20 protein-coding genes are annotated in these 16,945 nt (G+C 73.4%); 9 read left to right on the top strand and 11 right to left on the bottom strand.

Annotated elements, in window-relative coordinates; translation table 11 throughout:
• Nucleotides 1-10: 10 nt before the first annotated feature.
• Nucleotides 11-712 carry a FadR/GntR family transcriptional regulator gene (locus CHF16_RS24615; RefSeq protein WP_089328495.1) on the bottom strand — a complete coding sequence of 234 codons (702 nt, stop codon included), beginning with the start codon at nt 710-712 and terminating at the stop codon, nt 11-13.
• Between the two features lie 137 nt (nt 713-849).
• Between CHF16_RS24615 and CHF16_RS24610 the strand changes: the two genes are divergently transcribed.
• Nucleotides 850-2,238 (top strand): GntP family permease, encoded by a 1,389-nt coding sequence (locus CHF16_RS24610; protein WP_089328494.1) that lies wholly within the window; start codon nt 850-852, stop codon nt 2,236-2,238.
• Nucleotides 2,239-2,334: 96 nt separating this feature from the next.
• Nucleotides 2,335-3,567 carry an acetyl-CoA hydrolase/transferase family protein gene (locus CHF16_RS24605; protein ID WP_089328493.1) on the top strand — a complete coding sequence of 411 codons (1,233 nt, stop codon included), beginning with the start codon at nt 2,335-2,337 and terminating at the stop codon, nt 3,565-3,567.
• Between the two features lie 6 nt (nt 3,568-3,573).
• Here the strand turns inward: CHF16_RS24605 and CHF16_RS24600 are convergent, their stop codons facing one another.
• The 5 genes from CHF16_RS24600 to CHF16_RS24580 form a co-directional block, all read right to left on the bottom strand.
• Nucleotides 3,574-4,185: an HU family DNA-binding protein gene (locus tag CHF16_RS24600; protein WP_089328492.1), complete on the bottom strand. Its 612-nt coding sequence runs from the start codon at nt 4,183-4,185 to the stop codon at nt 3,574-3,576.
• Nucleotides 4,186-4,251: 66 nt separating this feature from the next.
• Nucleotides 4,252-5,223 carry a glycine betaine ABC transporter substrate-binding protein gene (locus CHF16_RS24595; RefSeq protein ID WP_089328491.1) on the bottom strand — a complete coding sequence of 324 codons (972 nt, stop codon included), beginning with the start codon at nt 5,221-5,223 and terminating at the stop codon, nt 4,252-4,254.
• Between the two features lie 19 nt (nt 5,224-5,242).
• Nucleotides 5,243-6,010 (bottom strand): ABC transporter permease, encoded by a 768-nt coding sequence (locus tag CHF16_RS24590; protein WP_089328490.1) that lies wholly within the window; start codon nt 6,008-6,010, stop codon nt 5,243-5,245.
• Complete coding sequence (locus CHF16_RS24585) at nt 6,007-7,008, bottom strand: ABC transporter ATP-binding protein (RefSeq protein ID WP_089328489.1); 1,002 nt, start codon at nt 7,006-7,008, stop codon at nt 6,007-6,009. The genes CHF16_RS24590 and CHF16_RS24585 overlap by 4 nt, the downstream gene beginning before the upstream one ends.
• On the bottom strand, nt 7,005-7,649 hold the full coding sequence (locus CHF16_RS24580) for an ABC transporter permease (RefSeq protein WP_089328488.1): 645 nt from the start codon (nt 7,647-7,649) through the stop codon (nt 7,005-7,007). The genes CHF16_RS24585 and CHF16_RS24580 overlap by 4 nt, the downstream gene beginning before the upstream one ends.
• A 182-nt stretch (nt 7,650-7,831) precedes the next feature.
• Here CHF16_RS24580 and CHF16_RS24575 point away from each other — a divergent pair, with 182 nt between their 5' ends.
• Nucleotides 7,832-8,761, top strand: a complete 930-nt coding sequence (locus tag CHF16_RS24575) for an alpha/beta hydrolase (protein ID WP_089328487.1) — start codon at nt 7,832-7,834, stop codon at nt 8,759-8,761.
• A gap of 14 nt (nt 8,762-8,775) precedes the next feature.
• On the opposite strand, the gene CHF16_RS24570 is transcribed toward CHF16_RS24575, so the two are convergent.
• A complete protein-coding gene (locus tag CHF16_RS24570) occupies nt 8,776-9,693 on the bottom strand; it encodes a PDR/VanB family oxidoreductase (protein ID WP_245869156.1) in 918 nt (305 codons plus the stop codon).
• A 171-nt stretch (nt 9,694-9,864) separates the two neighbouring features.
• On the opposite strand from CHF16_RS24570, the gene CHF16_RS24565 reads away from it, so the two are divergent.
• Nucleotides 9,865-10,215, top strand: a complete 351-nt coding sequence (locus CHF16_RS24565; RefSeq protein WP_089328485.1) for an MmcQ/YjbR family DNA-binding protein — start codon at nt 9,865-9,867, stop codon at nt 10,213-10,215.
• An 18-nt stretch (nt 10,216-10,233) separates the two neighbouring features.
• Here CHF16_RS24565 and CHF16_RS24560 read toward each other — a convergent pair whose 3' ends face one another.
• Nucleotides 10,234-10,668: a hypothetical protein gene (locus tag CHF16_RS24560; protein ID WP_089328484.1), complete on the bottom strand. Its 435-nt coding sequence runs from the start codon at nt 10,666-10,668 to the stop codon at nt 10,234-10,236.
• Between the two features lie 101 nt (nt 10,669-10,769).
• A complete protein-coding gene (locus CHF16_RS24555; RefSeq protein WP_425427509.1) occupies nt 10,770-11,531 on the bottom strand; it encodes an alpha/beta hydrolase in 762 nt (253 codons plus the stop codon).
• Nucleotides 11,532-11,620: 89 nt separating this feature from the next.
• On the opposite strand from CHF16_RS24555, the gene CHF16_RS24550 reads away from it, so the two are divergent.
• Both CHF16_RS24550 and CHF16_RS24545 read left to right on the top strand, forming a co-directional pair.
• Entirely contained in the window at nt 11,621-11,896 is a 276-nt protein-coding gene (locus CHF16_RS24550; protein WP_143228106.1) for a hypothetical protein, read from the top strand.
• 42 nt (nt 11,897-11,938) lie between these two features.
• A complete protein-coding gene (locus CHF16_RS24545) occupies nt 11,939-12,850 on the top strand; it encodes an LLM class F420-dependent oxidoreductase (RefSeq protein WP_089328481.1) in 912 nt (303 codons plus the stop codon).
• Here the strand turns inward: CHF16_RS24545 and CHF16_RS24540 are convergent.
• Both CHF16_RS24540 and CHF16_RS24535 read right to left on the bottom strand, forming a co-directional pair.
• The gene (locus tag CHF16_RS24540) at nt 12,789-13,214 is read right to left on the bottom strand and encodes a VOC family protein (RefSeq protein WP_089328480.1); all 426 of its coding nucleotides are present in this window, start codon (nt 13,212-13,214) and stop codon (nt 12,789-12,791) included. The genes CHF16_RS24545 and CHF16_RS24540 overlap by 62 nt on opposite strands.
• Nucleotides 13,211-13,849: a TetR/AcrR family transcriptional regulator gene (locus CHF16_RS24535; protein WP_245869154.1), complete on the bottom strand. Its 639-nt coding sequence runs from the start codon at nt 13,847-13,849 to the stop codon at nt 13,211-13,213. Before CHF16_RS24535 ends, CHF16_RS24540 begins: the two co-directional genes overlap by 4 nt.
• Before the next feature lie 276 nt (nt 13,850-14,125).
• Here CHF16_RS24535 and CHF16_RS24530 point away from each other — a divergent pair, with 276 nt between their 5' ends.
• The 3 genes from CHF16_RS24530 (at nt 14,126) to CHF16_RS24520 (ending at nt 16,945) form a co-directional block, all read left to right on the top strand.
• Nucleotides 14,126-15,055 (top strand): ABC transporter substrate-binding protein, encoded by a 930-nt coding sequence (locus tag CHF16_RS24530; protein ID WP_245869151.1) that lies wholly within the window; start codon nt 14,126-14,128, stop codon nt 15,053-15,055.
• A 94-nt stretch (nt 15,056-15,149) separates the two neighbouring features.
• Nucleotides 15,150-16,178 (top strand): FecCD family ABC transporter permease, encoded by a 1,029-nt coding sequence (locus tag CHF16_RS24525; protein ID WP_089328556.1) that lies wholly within the window; start codon nt 15,150-15,152, stop codon nt 16,176-16,178.
• Nucleotides 16,175-16,945, top strand: a complete 771-nt coding sequence (locus tag CHF16_RS24520) for an ABC transporter ATP-binding protein (RefSeq protein ID WP_089328478.1) — start codon at nt 16,175-16,177, stop codon at nt 16,943-16,945. Before CHF16_RS24525 ends, CHF16_RS24520 begins: the two co-directional genes overlap by 4 nt.

The following is a 16,945-nucleotide window of genomic DNA, read 5'->3' as shown; positions in this document are numbered from 1 at the left end:
CGGGGGCGCGTCACTCGCTCGCGTCCAGCATCGCCCGCGTGGCCTCGTCGACGATGTCGCGCATGGCGCGTTCGGCGGCCTCGGCGTCGCCCGCCTGGACGGCCTGCGCCACCTCCGCGTGCCAGCGGATCGCGGCCGGCTCGGGGTGGGCCGGCATCAGGTGGTGGTGGGTGCGCCCGGCGAGGACGGCGACGACACCGCTGAGCGCGGCCATCATCTCGTTCCCGGACGCCTCCAGCAGCGTCCGGTGGAAGAGGACGTCCGCGGTGAGGTAGGACTCCAGGTCGCCGGACCGGCCGTGCACGGCCATGTCCATCACCGCGCCGGTCAGCGTGCCGCACTGGGCGGGGGTGGCGCGGCGGGCGGCGAGCGCGGCGGCGACCGGCTCCAGCCCGCGGCGCAGCTCGCCGAGCGAGCGCAGCTGGGCGTCGCGGTCGGCGCCCTCCAGCCGCCAGCCGATGATCTGCGGGTGCAAGACGCTCCACCGCGCCCGCTCGGCGACCGTGACGCCGACCCGGCGGCGGCTGGTGACCATGCCCATCGACTCCAGGACGCGGATCGCCTCCCGCACCACCGAGCGGGACACCCCGAACCGGGACTCCAGCTCCTCGATCCGCAGCACCGCGCCCGCGCCGAGCTCGCCGGAGGTGATCTGCATGCCCAGCCGGTCGAGGACGCTGCCGTGCAGCCCGGCCCGCGGGATGTACATCATGGCTTAATCATCACATGAATCTCGGCATCGATCGCACAAAGATATGATTTTTAGGCCCGATCTATTGTAAAAGGCAGGTCATTGCGGTCACACTCGGGCGGACCGACTGCACCTCCCCGCTCCCCGGAGGATGACGAATGCACACGATCGTGCTGGCCGCGGCGCCGGCCGCCGACGGCGGGCGGCTCGTGCCGGCGGCGCTCGCCGGCATCGCGCTGATCGTCGTACTGATCACCTACTTCAGGGGCCACCCGTTCCTCAGCCTGACGCTCGGCTCGCTGCTGGTCGGCGCCATCGCCGGTCTTCCCATGGCGGACACGTTCGACGCCTTCGGCGAGGGCTTCGGCAAGACCACGGCCGACGTCGGCGCGCTCATCGCGCTCGGCGCGATGTTCGGCAAGCTGCTGGCCGACTCCGGGGGCGCCGACCAGATCGTCGACACCATCGTGGGCCGGTCCAGGCGGGCCCTCCTGCCGTGGGCGATGGCGCTCGTCGGCGCGCTGATCGGCCTGCCGATGTTCTTCGAGATCGGCCTCGTGCTGCTGATGCCGGTCATCTTCCTGGTCGCGCGGCGCTCGGGGCTGTCGCTCATCGCCGTCGGCATCCCGGCGCTGGCCGGGCTGTCGGCGATGCACGGGCTCGTCCCGCCGCACCCCGGACCGCTCGCCGCCATCGGCACCCTCAAGGCCGACCTCGGCCTCACGCTGGGCCTCGGCGTGCTCGTCGCGATCCCGACGGTCGCCCTGTCCGGCCCGCTGTTCGCGCGGTTCGCGGCCCGCTGGGTGGACGTCATGCCGCCGCAGCTCTACGTCGACCCCGGCGAGGAGCAGGAGCAGGACGCGGCGGAGGAGGGACGCAAGCGCCCGTCGTTCGCCGTCACGCTCGTCACCGTGCTGCTCCCCGTCGTCCTGATGCTGGGCAAGGCCGTCGCCGACATCACGCTGGACGAGGGCAACGACCTCCGCACCGTCCTGGACGACCTCGGCACGCCGCTGATCGCCCTGCTCATCGCGGTCGTCGTCGCGATGTTCACCCTCGGCCTCGGCTCGGGCATGGACCGGCGGGCCGTCTCGGCGTCCACCGCGGAGTCGCTGCCGCCGATCGCCGGGATCCTGCTGATCGTCGCGGCGGGCGGCGGCTTCAAGCAGACGCTGATCGCCACCGGGATCGGCGACCTGGTCGCCGACTGGGTCAAGGACAGCGGCTTCTCGGTGCTGCTGCTCGCCTGGCTGGTCGCCGTCCTCATCCGGCTGGCCACCGGTTCCGCGACCGTCGCGACCGTCACCGCCGCCGGCATCTTCGTCCCGCTGGTCGGCACCCTCGACAGCGGCGAGACCTCGCTGCTGGTGCTGGCGATCGGCGCCGGGTCGCTGTTCTTCTCGCATGTCAACGACGCCGGCTTCTGGCTGGTCAAGGAGTACTTCGGGCTCAGCGTCGGGCAGAACATCAAGACGTGGTCGCTGATGGAGACCGTCATCTCGGTGTGCGGCCTGGTGTTCGTCCTGCTGCTGAACCTGGTCGTCTAGCGCCGGCGCGGGCGCGGGGCCGCCCCGCTCCGGGCCCGCGCCGCCCGATGCCCGATCATGGAAGCCGGACCACCATCCAGGGGGCGGAGCACGTCGATGCGCGTCATTTCGGAATCACACCTCGGGGTCGTCCTCGCGGGCCTGCCGGGCCGGCCGCGGGTCGTGGCGGGCGGCAACTTCGCCACCCCGCGCCGCGCCCTGGCCGTGCTGGACGCGGCCGCCGCCGAGTACCGGCTGTTCATGCTGAACGCCCAGGGCGAGATGCCCGACCGCGAGGGCGTGGACCTGGAGACGCCGTTCGTCGGGGCGGGCATGCGCGGGCACGCCCGCCTGCGCTACTTCCCGTCGCGGCTCTCGCTCGTCCCGAACCTGCTGAAGGGGTCGCTGCCGCCGGACGTGGTGATCGTGCAGACCTCCACGCCGCGCGCCGGGACGGTGTCGCTCGGCATCGAGGTCAACATCCTGCCCGCCGCCGTGGAGGCCGTGCGCGCCCGCGGCGGGCTCGTCATCGCCCAGCTCAACCCGCGCATGCCCTACGCCTTCGGGGACGCGGTCATGGCGGTGGACGAGATCGACTACGCGATCGAGTCGGACGAGCCGCTCGCGAGCCCGGTGCCGCGGCCGCCCGGCGACACCGCCCGCGAGATCGGCGGCCGGGTCGCCGCCCTCGTCCCCGAGCGGGCGACGCTCCAGCTCGGCATCGGCGCCGTCCCGGACGCCGTGCTCGCCTCGCTGCTCGGCCGCCGCGGCCTCGGCGTCTGGTCGGAGATGTTCAGCGACGGCGTCCTCGCACTGGAGAAGGCGGGGGCGCTCGACCCGGACACGCCGATCACCGCCTCGTTCGCGTTCGGCGGCGCGGAGCTCTACGACTGGGCCGACCGCAACGAGCGCGTCCGGATGCTGCGCACCGAGAAGACCAACGACCCCAGCCTGATCGCGCGCCGGCCCCGCCTCGTGTCGGTGAACTCGGCGCTCCAGGTCGACCTGTACGCGCAGGCCAACGCCAGCCGGGTGCGCGGCGTGGTCTACTCGGGGTTCGGCGGGCAGACCGACTTCGTGGTGGGGGCGCTGCACTCCCCCGGCGGCCGGGCGGTCATCGCGCTGCCGTCCTGGCACCCTCGGGCGGACGTGTCCACGGTGATCCCGCGGCTGGCCGGGCCCGTCACCTCCTTCCAGCACAGCTTCATCGTGAGCGAGCAGGGCACCGCCACGATCTGGGGCGAGGACTCGCTGTCGCAGGCGCAGCAGCTCGTGGACCGGGTGGCGCACCCGGACGCCCGCGACGGCCTGCGCGAGCAGGGCCGCGAGCTGGGCTTCCCGCTGCGCTGATCTCGGCTAGGAGCGGACCTTCGCCCGGCCCTTGCCCTTGCCCGCCTTCTTCTTCGCGTTCTTGCCGGCCTTGTCGTCCTTGCCGGCCTTGCCGGCCTTGCCGGCCTTGCCGGCCTTAACGGCCTTGCCCGCCTTGCCGTTCTTGGCGGCCTCGGCCTTCGCGGGGGCGTCCTTCGCGGACCGCTTCCCGGCCCCGGCGTCCTTCTTCACCTTCTTAGCGTTCTTGGCGTTCTTGGACGGCTTCGCCGCCGGGGCCTCGACCGGCGCCGCCACGGCGGCCTCCACCACGGCGGCCTCCACCACGGCGGCCTCCGGCTCGGCGGCGGGCGCGGGTGCCGGGGCCTCCCCGGCGACGCGGGTCCGGAACGTCTGCCCGGACCGGAACCGCGGCACCCGCGCGGCGGGGACCTCGACCGGCAGCCCGGTGCGCGGGTTGCGGGCGCTGCGGGCGGGCCGCGCGAAGCCGTCGAACGTCCCGAACCCGGTGACGGTGACCCGCTCCCCCGCGGCCACCCGCTCCATCACGGTGTCGAACATGGCGTCCACGTGCCGGCGGGCGGCGGCCTCGTCGCTGCCCGCACGCTCCGCCACCATCTTGACCAGTTCACTCCGGTTCATGCGCCGCGCCCTCCACTGTGGCGATATGTGCTGCTCAGCGTAATGCGCCACCGCCGCCGGGACCCGTCACTTGCCGATGAACCCCTTGGACTTCAACCAGGTCTCGGCCACCTCCGCCGGCTCCTTGCCCTCGATGTCGACCTCGCCGTTCAGCTCCTGCAGGACGGTGTCCGTCAGCGCCGCCGCGATCGGGTCAGCGATCCGCCCGATGGCCGGGTGCTCCCGGTAGACGGACTCGCGGACGGTGAGGGCCGGGTTGTAGACGGGGAAGAACCGCTTGTCGTCCGGGACGGGCGTGAGGCCCAGCGCCTTGATGCGCCCGTCGGTCGTGGCGACCTCGCCGAACGCGCACGGCTTGCCCTTGCCGATGGCGTCGTAGATGGCGCCCTCGGCAAGGGTCGCGACGGCCGACTTCGGCAGCGTGAACCCGTAGGACTTCTGCAGGCCGGGCCATCCGTCGCTGCGCCCGGCGAACTCGCTCGCGACGCACGTGGACGCCTTGGCCGGATCGCTCTTCGCCAGGGCGGCGTAGTCCGACAGGTTCTCGATCCCGAGCTGCCGCATCGTCGTCGTCTTCACCGCGATGGCGTAGGTGTTGTTCGCGGGCGCCGCCGCCAGCCACTTCACCTTGTTCTTCGCGAGGTCCTGCTCGGCGACCGCCTTGTACTGCGCGGCCGGGTCGCCGATCGGCTCGGTCTCCTTCAGGTAGTTGATCCAGGCCGTCCCCGTGTACTCCCAGTACATGTCGACGCTGCCGGACGTCAGCGCCGCGCGGGTGGTGTTGCTCCCCTGGAGCCCGCACTTCTCGCGGACGGTCGCGCCCGCCGAGCGCAGCGCGAGCGCGGTGACCTGGCACAGGACGAGCTGCTCGGTGAACTCCTTGGACCCGACGGTGACCGTGGCCCCCTTCAGCGAGTTGCCCTCCGCCAGGCTGCCCGCCTCGGCGTCGGTGCCGCCTGAGCTGAAGCACCCCGCGGTGAGGGCGACGGCGGCCAGGGAGGCGGCGATGCGTGATCGTCCGGTGATGGGCAGGCGCATGGTGACTCTCCTCAGGGGTTCAGACGCCGCGGGGGCGCAGGACGTGCTCGACGAGTCCGATGAGCCAGTCGGCGGCCATGGCGAGCACGGCCGTCAGGACGCTGCCGGTCAGCAGGATCGGGGTGCGGTTCAGCGCGATCCCGGTGTTGATGAGCTCGCCGAGGCCGCCCGCGTTGGTGAAGGCCGCGAGCGTCGCGCTGCCCACGTTGAGGATGACCGCGACGCGGACGCTGGCCAGGATCACCGGCACCGCGAGCGGCAGCTCGACCCGCAGCAGCACCGCCGTCCGGGACATCCCGATGCCGCGCCCGGCCTCGATGAGCGACCGGTCGACGCCCTGGAGGCCGACCATGGTGTTGCGCAGCACCGGCAGCGCCGACACCAGGATGAGGGCGATCACCGCCGGCCGGAAGCCGATGCCGACCGTGACGGCGAGCAGCACCAGCACCCCGATGGACGGGACGGCCTGCCCCACGTTGGCGAGCGCGAGGAACGGCGCGGACAGCCGCCGCAGCCGCGGCCGGGTCAGCAGCACCCCCAGCGGGATCGCGATCGCGAGGACCAGCGCCGTCGACACCGCGACCAGGCCCACGTGCTGGCCGAACTGCCGGACGATCTCGTCCCGGTCGATGGCGCGCCGCTCGATCGGGTCCAGGTCGAGCCCGCGCACGTAGAGGTAGAGCGCCGCGCACACCGCCAGCAGGAAGACCGGCGTGACGAGGAGCCCGGCGCGGCCCCGCCCCTCCTCGTCCCGCCCCGCCCGCTCCGGGACGGCGGTGACGGTCATCGCGCACCGCCCGCCGCCGGGGTCTCCCTGACGATCGCCGACCACGAGACCGTGCCCGCGGGCCGCCCGTCGCCGTCCAGGACGGTCGCGGTCTCCGCGCCCGCCCGCAGCATCGCGTCCAGCGCCTCGTACAGCGACTGGTCGGCGCGGACCGTCGCCCCGGCCGCGTCCCCAGCCGGGCCGAGCGCGATCGAGCCGACCTCGACGAGCCGGAGCCGGCGCATCGCCGCGCCCGCCCCGACGAACGAGGCGACGAACTCGTCGGCGGGCTCGGCGAGGATCCGCGCGGGCGTGTCGTACTGGACGAGCTTCGCCCGCCGCCCGAGCATCGCGATCCGGTCGCCGAGCTTCAGCGCCTCCGTCAGGTCGTGCGTGACCAGCACGATCGTCTTGCGGATGCGGCCCTGCAGGTCCAGGAAGGCGTCCTGGAGCCGCTCCCGCGTGATGGGGTCGATGGCGCCGAACGGCTCGTCCATCAGCATCGCGGGCGGGTCGGCGGCGAGCGCGCGGGCGACCCCGACGCGCTGCTGCTCGCCGCCCGACAGCTCCTTCGGGTACCGGCCCCGGTACGTGCCGGGGTCGAGCCCGACCATGTCGAGCAGCTCGTCGACGCGCTCCCGGATCCGGCCCTTCGGCCAGCCGAGCGTGCGCGGAATGACCCCGATGTTCGCGGCGATCGTCATGTGCGGGAACAGCCCGACCTGCTGGATGACGTAGCCGATGCGGCGGCGCAGCTCGTCGGGGTCGGCGCGGGTGACGTCCTCGCCGCCGAGCAGGATGCGGCCCGCGGTCGGCTCGATCAGCCGGTTGATCAGCCGCAGCGTGGTGGTCTTCCCGCAGCCGGACGGCCCGAGCAGCACGACGATCTCCCCGTCCCGGACGCCGAGCGTGAGGTCCTCGACCGCCGGGGCGTCCTGGCCCGGGTACCGCTTGCTCACCCCCTCCAGGCGGATCGTCTCCCGGACGGCGGTGGGCTCGGTGACGGCGGTCTCGGTCAACGCAGCCCCCTGGCGGTGGTGAGGCGGGACAGCACGACGAACAGCAGGTCGAGGACGAGCGCCAGCGCGGCGACGCCGAGCGTCCCGGCGAGGGTGTCGTTCAGCGCGTTCGCCCCGCCGATCCGGGCCAGCCCGCCGAAGATCAGCTCGCCGAGCCCGGGGCCCGCGACGGCGGCGGCGATCGCGGCGATCGCGACCGTCATGATCGTGGCCACCCGGATGCCGGTGAGCACCACCGGCCAGGCCAGCGGCAGCCTGATCCGCAGCAGCCGGCTCAGCGGGCTCATGCCCATGCCGCGCGCGGCCTCCTCCACCGCGCCCGGCACGCCGTCCAGCCCGGTGATGGTGTTGCGCAGGATCGGGAACACCGCGTACAGCACCAGCGCGGTGATCGTCGGCGCCAGGCCCAGCCCGAACAGCGGGATGAGCAGGCCGAACAGCGCCAGCGATGGGACGGTCAGCATGGTGCCCGCGACGCCGAGCGCGAGGCCCCGCGCCCGCGGTCGGCCCTCGACGGCGACGCCGAGGCCGATCCCGACGACCGAGGCGACGGCGACGGCGATCAGCACGACCTCGGCATGCTCGGCGGCGAGCCGGGCGATCGTGGGCCAGCGGTCGGCGAGGTAGTCGGCGAAGCTCATCGCCGCCTCCCGGCGGCGGGAGCCCGGACGAGGACGGTGAGGCTCGCGTCTCCCATACTCAGAGGCTGCCCACAGATGATCGTTTCTGCAATGGCCGATCGGTGCCGCGCGGTGATCAAGGGCTGGGCACGGCGGCTCCGGCACCCGACACTGGGAACGCCGAGCGCATGAGAGGAGCCCGTGTGACCTACGCCTACGACCCGGAACTCGCCCCCTTCATCTCCACGGTCCCGCACCTGACGATCGCCGACGTGGAGAAGGTCCGCCGTGAGGAGGCGGAGATGTTCGGGAACAACCCCCGGTACGAACCCCCCGTCCCGGTCGAGACCCGCGACGTCACCGTGCCGCCCGGCGTGCCGGTCCGCGTCTTCCGGCCCGCGGAGCGCGAGGGCGCCCTGCCCGGCCTCGTCTACATCCACGGCGGCGGGTTCGTCCTCGGCTCCGTCGACCTCTACCGGGACGACACGACCGCCATCGCCGCGGAGGTCGGCGCCGTCGTCGTCTCGGTCGAGTACCGCCTCGCCCCCGAGCACCCCTTCCCCGCCGGCCTGGAGGACTGCTACGCCGCCCTCACCTGGACCGCCGAGCACGCGGCCGAACTGGGCATCGACCCCGCCCGGCTGGCCGTCGGCGGCGAGAGCGCGGGCGGCGGCCTGTCGGCGGCGGTCGCGCTGCTGGCCCGCGACCGCGGCGGCCCGGCCCTGTGCTTCCAGCTCCTCGGCGTCCCCGAACTCGACGACCGGCTCGACACCCCGTCCATGCGCGCGTTCACCGACACGCCGATCTGGCACCGGCCCAACGCGGAACTGAGCTGGGACTACTACCTCGGCGAAGGCGTCCGCGGCACCGCCGGCGTCTCCCCGTACGCGGCGCCCGCCCGCGCCGAGGACCTCTCCGGGCTACCGCCCGCCTACGTGACCACCTGCGAGTTCGACCCGCTGCGCGACGAGGGGCTGGCCTATGCGCAGCGGCTGGTCCAGGCGGGCGTCCCGACCGAGATCCACCACTATCCGGGCACCTTCCACGGGACGAACCTCGTCCCGCAGGCGGCCGTGGCGCGGCGGATGCACACCGACCGGATCGGCGTCCTCCGCCGCGCGCTGCACCCCTAGAGCTCGCTGCACCCTCAGAGCTCCAGGACGAGGCGGGGCCCGCGGGCCCGGGACACGCAGATCATCATGAATCCCCCGTCCGCGCGCTCCGCCTCGGTCAGCACCGAGTCCCGGTGGTCGGGCTCACCGCCGAGGACCACGGTCTCGCACGTCCCGCACGTCCCCTCCCGGCAGGACGACAGGACGCTCACCCCCGCCTTCTCCACGGTCTCCAGGATCGAGCGGCCGGCCTCGACCCGCAGCGTCCGCCCGCTCAGCGCCAGTTCGACGTCGAACGCCTCGGCCTCCCCCGTGACGGCCTTCGGGGAGAACCGCTCCGTGCGCAGCACATGCGTCCCGCACCGCTCCTCGACCGCCGCGAGCATCGCCTCCGGCCCGCAGCAGTAGACGAGCGCGTCCCCGGCCCCGCCGAGGATCGCATCGAGATCGAGCAGGCCGCGCTCGTCCTGCGGCCAGATCTCGACCCGCTCCCCGAACCGCGACAGCTCGTCGAGAAAGGCCATGGAGGAACGCCGCCGGCCCCCGTAGAACAACCGCCAGTCGGCCCCGGCGGCTTCGGCTTCCGCCACCATCGGAAGGATCGGCGTGATCCCGATCCCGCCCGCGAGGAACACGTAGCGAGGCGCGTCCTCCAGGGCGAAATGGTTGCGGGGGCCGCGCACGGTGAGCCGGTCTCCCACCCGCACCCGCTCGTGGACGAAGGTGGACCCCGGCCCCTCCTTCAAGACCCCTATCCGCCACTCCCGGGCATCGGCCGGATCCCCGCACAGCGAGTACTGCCGCTCGAGCCCGTCCTCCAAGACCACGTCGACGTGCGCACCGGGCCCCCAGCCCGGCAGCTCACCGCCGTCCGCCGCGCGCAGCGCCAGCCCCACGACGCCGTCCGCGAGGACGACCCGGTCACCGACGACCACCTCGATCTCCGCAGCCACAGACCCTCCATGCAGTGAACCGGCCATCCGCCCCGACCTTCACCGCAACCACCGCCTCCCACCAGCCCTCCTTCCGCCGGACGGAAGAAGCCGCCCCGTGCGCCGGACGCCCGCGATTGTCGGAGGCCCCGTCTACGATGCGCGGAGACGCGGAAGCGGAAGGACCTGCGCATGAGCGACGTGGACCCGGCGGCGAGGATCCGGGAGATCTGCATGGCACTGCCGGAGGCGGCGGAGAAGCCGTTCGGCGGTCACACCGCGCCGACCTACCGGGTCCGCGACAAGATGTTCGTGATGACCTCCGAGGACGGCCTCTCGATGACGTTCAAGGCCGGGCCCGGCGTGCAGGAGGCGCTCGTGGCGGAGGACCCGGAGCGCTTCTTCGTCCCGAAGTACGTCGGTGTGAAGGGCTGGGTCGGCGCCCGCCTCGACGTCGACCACGACTGGGACGAGATGGCCGAGCTCATCGAGGACAGCTACCGCCTCGTCGCCCCGAAACGCCTGGCCAAGCTCCTCGACTGACGACGCTCCCGGCGGCGGTCAGGCGCGCCAGTCGCCGATGCCGTCCCAGTGCATCTCCACCGCCCGCAGGGGCACGCCCCGCAGGGTGTGGGCGCGTTCGGCGACCGCCACCATCCATGGCCGGCCGCCCTCGGCGTTGAGGTCGTGGCCGATGCGGCGGAGTTCCACACGGCCCTCCAGCCACTCCGGGGTCTCCGCACCGTTGTCGATGACCTCGTCGAGGTACGCCCGGTTGCGGGTCATCGCCTTCTGCTCCTCGTTCAGGGTGGTGAACTGGTCACTCGCCCATGCGACGAGAACCGCGAGGCGGTCGACGGTCCGGTTCGTGCGGGCGAGCAGGCTCGCGGGGTCGCTCTCCCCGAGTTGTGCCGACATCGCCACGATGGTCCGCTGCCAGGCTCTCTCCTGCCGGGCGAGGAATCGCCGCTCACGCCTGCCGCGCGGCATCACCACCGATGAACCTCCTCAAAGAGTGACGGTCCAACATCGTGCCGTTATTACGAACCCGCGTCCAGGGCACGAAGGGCGGCAACATGATCAGTGGATACGGCGCTTCATGATGACGGCTCCCAGCCCGAGACCGCGGTCGACGTCCACTTGGCGATGCGGTTGATCAGGTCCGGGGTGGCGGCCACCTCGGCGTGGCCGAAGGCCGGTTCGATCCAGAGTTCCTTCGGCTCGGACGCCGCCTCGTAGAGCTGGTGCGCGTGGTCGAGCGGGAAGAACGCGTCCGCGTCGCCGTGGACGACGAGCAGGGGCGCCGGTGCGATGCGTCCGGCCAGCTCGTGGGGCGCCTCGGGTACCGGGTCCCAGCCCTTCGGCGCGATGCGGGTGCCGCGGGCCACGCGGACGGCCAGGCGGCCGAGGCGGCGCTCGATGACCCAGTGCACGCGCCGCATCGGGACCGTTCCGCGGTAGTACCAGCGGGCGGGCGCGCTGACCGACACCACCGCGTCGACCTCGCCGTGCAGCGCGGCGTGGCGGACGGCGATCGCGCCGCCCAGGGAGAACCCGGCGACCGCGACGCGCCGGTAGCCCCTGCGGCGTGCCGCCGCGACGGCGGCGGCGACGTCGAGGACCTCGCGGTCGCCGACCGTGGAGTGCCCGCCGGACCTGCCGTGCCCGCGGAAGTCGAACGCGACAACGCCGCCGTGCCGGCCGAGGGCGCCTGCGATCCGGCGCAGCGCGGGCTGCCGCCACGAGCAGGTGAAGCCGTGCGCCAGGACGAAGCACACGTCGCGGGCGCCGCGCAGGTGGCCCGCGTCGATCCGCACGCCGTCCGCGGTGAAGAGCGTGAGTGGTTCGGGATCTGCCACGTCCTCCATGATCGGTCATCGCCGGGCGGGGCTGAACGGCCGGGTGGCTGGGTAGATAGGGGAAGGTGGCTGGAGGGTTGGGTGGATCGGTGGGCGGTCCAGCGGGCATGGACGGCGAAGACCACGCGCTCGGTGTGAGGGCCTGCGGGGGCCGGCACGACGGCGATGAGTACCCGTGCCAGGCGATGGCGTCCTCGGCGCGGGCGCATGAGCGGGCGGCGGAACTGCTGGAGCAGATGGCCGCCGCGCATCCCGAGGAGGCCGATCTGCACCTCCAGGCGGCGGCCCGGCATCGCAGGTGGGCGGCGAACGACCGCGAGCTGGCGCAGAAGTACGCACCCAGGGACGGCGGGTTCGACGGGTGAGCGTGTGTAAGGATCTCCTTATCCGGTTCTGAGGAGGTCCTTGTGCGTATTGGGGTCATGCTGAGCGAGCGGAGCGGGGCGGACGCGCTCGGCAAGCTGGCGGACGATGTGCGGCGCGCGGCGGACGACGGTTTCCCGTCCGCGTGGCTCTCGCAGATCTTCGGGGTGGACGCCATCACCGCGCTCGCCGTCGCCGGCGGCGGCGTCCCGGGCATCGAGCTGGGCACCGCGGTCGTCCCGACGTATCCGCGGCACCCGGCCGTGATGGCGCAGCAGGCCCGGACGGCGGCGCTCGCCCTGGACGGGCGGTTCACGCTCGGCATCGGCCTGTCCCACCAGGTCGTCATCGAGGGCGTGTACGGGTACGACTTCGGCCGCCCCGCCCGGCACATGGACGAGTACCTGTCGGTGCTGGCGCCCCTGCTGGCCGGGGAGAACGTGTCCTTCGAGGGCGAGACGCTGAAGGGCTCGCTCGGGCTGACCGTCGGCAACGAGGGGCGGGTCCCGCTGCTGCTGGCGGCGCTCGGGCCGAAGATGCTGAAGCTCGCGGCGGAGCGCGCGGACGGGACGGTGCTGTGGATGACCGGGCCCGCCACCGTCCGGGAGCACATCGTGCCGACCATCACGGCGGCGGCCAAGGCGGCGGGACGCGACGAGCCGAGGATCGTGTGCGCGCTGCCCACCTGCGTCACGAGCGACCCCGACCGCGCGCGGGAGCAGGCCGCGCAGACGTTCGCGATGTACGGCGACCTGCCGTCCTACCGGGCGATGATGGACCGCGAGGGCGTCGCCGGCCCGGCCGACCTGGCCGTGGTCGGCGACGAGGACACCGTCCAGGCGAAGCTGGAGGAGCTGGCCGCCGCGGGCGTCACCGACTTCGTCGCCGCCCCGTTCATGCCGGGCGAGGAGCTGGAGCGGACCCGGCGGTTCCTCGCGGCCGCGGCGGCGCGATGAGCTCGTAGAGGTTGCCGCTGGAGTCGGAGAAGTAGAGGCCGCGCCCGCCGAGCGGGTGCGCCTCGTCGACGCGGCCGTTGTCGGCGTGCGCGGGCTCGTCGCCGTAGGGGATCTCGCGCGCGCCGAGGCGGTCCAGGACGGCCTCGAAGGTGGCGGCGTCCACGTCGAAGGCCAGATGGTGGCCCTGCGGGTGCGCGACCGTCAGGAAGTCGAGGGTGAGGCCCTCGTTCACCCGGATCGGGACGAAGTGCCGGGCGTGCGGGTGCGGGCCGGTGTACGGCAGGCCCATGACGCCGGCGAAGAAGCGGGCGGCCTCGTCGTTGTCGGCGGCGGTCACGATCGTGTGGTTCAGGCTGATCGTCATTCGGCGGTCTCCTCCTTCAGGGCGCCGTGCAGGAAGACGTCCAGGTACTCGGCCATCGTCGGGCCGGACTCCGACGGCCCGGCCGGTGGGCGGGCGCGGGTGAACGCCAGGCCCATGAACAGGCTCGCGAGCTGCCCGGGGGGCAGCCGGAGCCGGTCGCGTTCGGGTTCGAACAGTTCGGCGATGGCATCGCGGGTGCGGTCCATGGAGGCGTCGCGGTCCGGCGCGGCTCCGCGGCCCTCCCCCTCGCCGGGGCCGGGGACGCGGCGGTTCCCGGCGCGCCCGGTGGCGTGCAGGGCGCCCACGACCATGCCCATGCGGCCGAGGTAGGCCTCGATCGCCTCGCTCGCCTCGGCGAGCCGCCCGGCCAGCGGCTGGTCGAGCGGGATGGCCTCGATCTCCGCCAGGACGTGGTCGGGGCGCAGCGCCTCCGCGACGCAGGCGTCCAGCAGCTCGTCCTTGTCGGCGAACACCCGGAAGATCGTCGCCTCCCCGATGCCGGCGGCGCGGGCGATCTGCCCGGTGGTCACGGCGGTGCCGTGCTCGGCGACGAGCGGCAGCGCGGTGCGCACGATCATCTCGCGGCGCTGCCGCGGACTCATCCCCGGCGCCCGGCGCCGGCCCTTGCTCTCCATACCGCCCACGGTACGGAGTGAGCGCTCACTCCGTCAATACCGAAGTGAGTGCTCACTCCGATCACCCCGACAAACCCGGATTCGGCGGCTGATACCGTTGCGGTGCTGCGCGCCCAGGAGCGAAGTCCGGTGCGAACCCGGCGCTGTCCCGCAACTGTGGTGCCCCTCTCCGAGTGGCCGAGCCAGGTCGCCTCCTGCGCGCGCGACGACTATCGACCTCGTGGAAGGGCGATCCGTCATGAGCGGGCCGCGGCTTCCCCCAGCCTGGAGGCTCCTGTGAGACCCGTACGAACCCTCGGCGCGGTGATGGCGATCGGTGTCGCCCTGGTCACGGCCGCATGCGGCGGCGCCGACGACGGCGCGAAGGACGGGACGGGCGCTGCGGCGTCCGTCACCGTGCAGGCCGCGAACGGCGCGGTGACCGTCCCCGCCCGCCCGGAGCGCATCGTGTCGCTGTCCCCCACCCACACCGAGACGCTGTTCGCCATCGGCGCCGGCGAGCAGGTGGTGGCGGTCAGCGACTTCTCCAACTACCCGCCCGAGGCGCCGCGCACCAAGCTGTCGGGCTTCAAGCCGAACGCCGAGGCGGTCATCGCCTACAAGCCGGACCTCGTGGTGGTGTCCGACGACCTGAACGGCATCGTGAAGTCGCTGGAGAAGGTGAAGATCCCCGTCCTGCTGGAGCCGGCGGCGGCCAAGCTGGACGACGCCTACGACGAGATCGAGGACCTCGGCCTGGCCACCGGCCACGCCGACGAGGCCGAGAAGCTCACCGACGGCATGCGGGCGGAGATCAAGCAGGCGGTCGACGCGGCCTCCGCGTCCGCCAAGGGCAGGGGCCTGTCCTACTACCACGAGCTCGACAACGAGCTGCACTCCGTGACGTCCACGACGTTCGTCGGGCAGGTGTACGGCATGTTCGGCCTGCGGAACATCGCCGACAAGGCCGACAAGGCCACCGGCGGCTACCCGCAGCTGTCCCGCGAGTACCTGCTCAAGCAGGACCCCGACCTCATCTTCCTGGCCGACACCAAGTGCTGCGCGCAGAACACCGCCGCGCTCGCCGAGCGTCCGGGGTGGTCCGGCCTGGACGCGGTGAAGAACGGCAACGTGGTCGAGCTCGACGACGACATCGCCTCCCGCTGGGGGCCGCGCCTGCCGCAGTTCGTCAAGGCGATCGGCGACGCCGTGCAGAAGGTGCAGTGAACGCCCCGGCCGGGAACGCCCGCCCGTGAACGCCGTGCGCCGCCCGCTCGTCAAGGTCCCGCACCGCGCCCGCCCCGCCGCCGGGGCGGGCGGGCTGCCGGCCGCGCGGCTGCGTCCGCTGCCGCTCGCCGTCGCGGTCGCGGTGCTCGCCGCGGCGCTGCTGGCCGGGGTGCTGGTGGGCGCCGCGGGCCTGCCCGCGGGCGGCGTGCTGAAGGCGCTCGCGGACAAGGTCCCGTTCGTGCACGTCGACTCCGGGCTCGGGACGATCGACGAGAGCGTCCTGTTCGAGCTGCGGGTGCCGCGCGCGCTGATGGCGGCGCTGGTCGGCGGGATGCTCGCCATGGCCGGTGCCGGGTACCAGGGCGTGTTCCGCAACCCGCTCGCCGACCCGTACCTGCTCGGCGCGGCGTCCGGCGCCGGGGTCGGCGCGACGCTGGTGATCGCGCTCGTCCCCGGCGACCCCGGCTACGCCATCCCGCTCGCCGCCTTCGCCGGCGCGCTGTGCGGGGTGTTCCTCGCCTACGCGCTCGGCCGGACGGCGGGACGCCACGAGGCGGTGACGCTGGTGCTCGCGGGCGTCGCGGTGTCGCTGTTCCTCTCGGCGGTGCAGACGCTCGTCCAGCAGATGAACGCCGAGGAGCTCCAGCGGATCTTCTCCTGGATCCTCGGCGGGGTCGGCTCGGCGGACTGGCAACAGCTCACGCTGGTCGGCCCGTACGCGCTGGTGTCGACCGTCGTGCTGCTGGCGCACGGCCGCCTGCTGGACGTGCTGAGCGTCGGGGACGAGGAGGCGGCGAGCCTCGGCCTGTCGGCGGCCCGGGTCCGGCTGACCGTCCTGCTCGCCGCGTCGCTGGCGACGGCGTCGGCGGTGGCGGTGAGCGGGCTGATCGGGTTCGTCGGCATCGTCGTGCCGCACGTGGTGCGGCGGCTGGCGGGCGGCTCGTACCGGGTGGTGCTGCCGCTGTCGCTGCTCGGCGGCGCCGCGTTCCTGGAGCTCGCGGACCTCGCGGCCCGCACGCTCATCAGTCCGGGCGAGCTGTCGCTCGGCGTGGTGACGGCGTTCGTCGGCGGCCCGTTCTTCGTGGCGGTGCTCCGCGCGTCCCGCGGGCGGGCGGAGACGTGACGGTCGCGGTGCGGGGCCTGGACGTCTCGCTCGGCGGCCGGCCGGTGCTGAAGGGCGTGTCGCTGGACGTCCCGGCCGGGTCGTGGACGGCGGTGATCGGCCCGAACGGAGCGGGGAAGTCGACGCTGCTGCGCGCGGTCCTCGGGCTGGTGGAGTCGCGGGGCGAGATCACGGTGGCGGGCGAGGACCTCCAGCGGCTCAAGCCGCGCCGCCGGGCCCGGACGGTCGCCTACGCGGCGCAGAACCCGAACCTGCCCGCGGGGATGACGGTGTTCGACTACACCCTGCTCGGACGGTCCCCCTACATCCCGCATCTCGGCCGGGAGAGCGCCCGCGACCGGGCCATCACCGGGGAGGTCCTCGACCGGCTCGACCTCACCGCGTTCGCGACCCGGCCCCTGGACCACCTGTCCGGCGGCGAGCGGCAGCGGGTGGTGCTGGCGCGGGTGCTGGCGCAGCAGACGCCGGTGCTGCTGCTGGACGAGCCGACGACCGCGCTCGACATCGGCCACCAGCAGCAGGTGATGGAGCTGGTCGACCGGCTGCGGCTCGCCGACGGGCTGACCGTGGTGACGACGATCCACGACCTGACCCTCGCCGGGCAGTACGCCGACGCGCTCGTCCTCGTCTCCGGCGGGCGGGTCGCGGCGGCGGGCGCGCCGGAGGAGGTCCTCACCCGCGCGGTCGTCGAGGAGCACTTCGGCGCGCGGGTCCATGTCGCCCCCGGTCCGGGCGGGCGGCCGATGCTGGCGCTGGAGCGGCCGTGA

Origin of the sequence: Actinomadura meyerae (genome assembly GCF_900188445.1) — a bacterium.
GTDB lineage: Bacteria > Actinomycetota > Actinomycetes > Streptosporangiales > Streptosporangiaceae > Spirillospora > Spirillospora meyerae.
The sequence above is the reverse complement of the archived record's forward strand: the minus strand, read 5'-3'. Positions and strand labels throughout refer to the sequence as shown.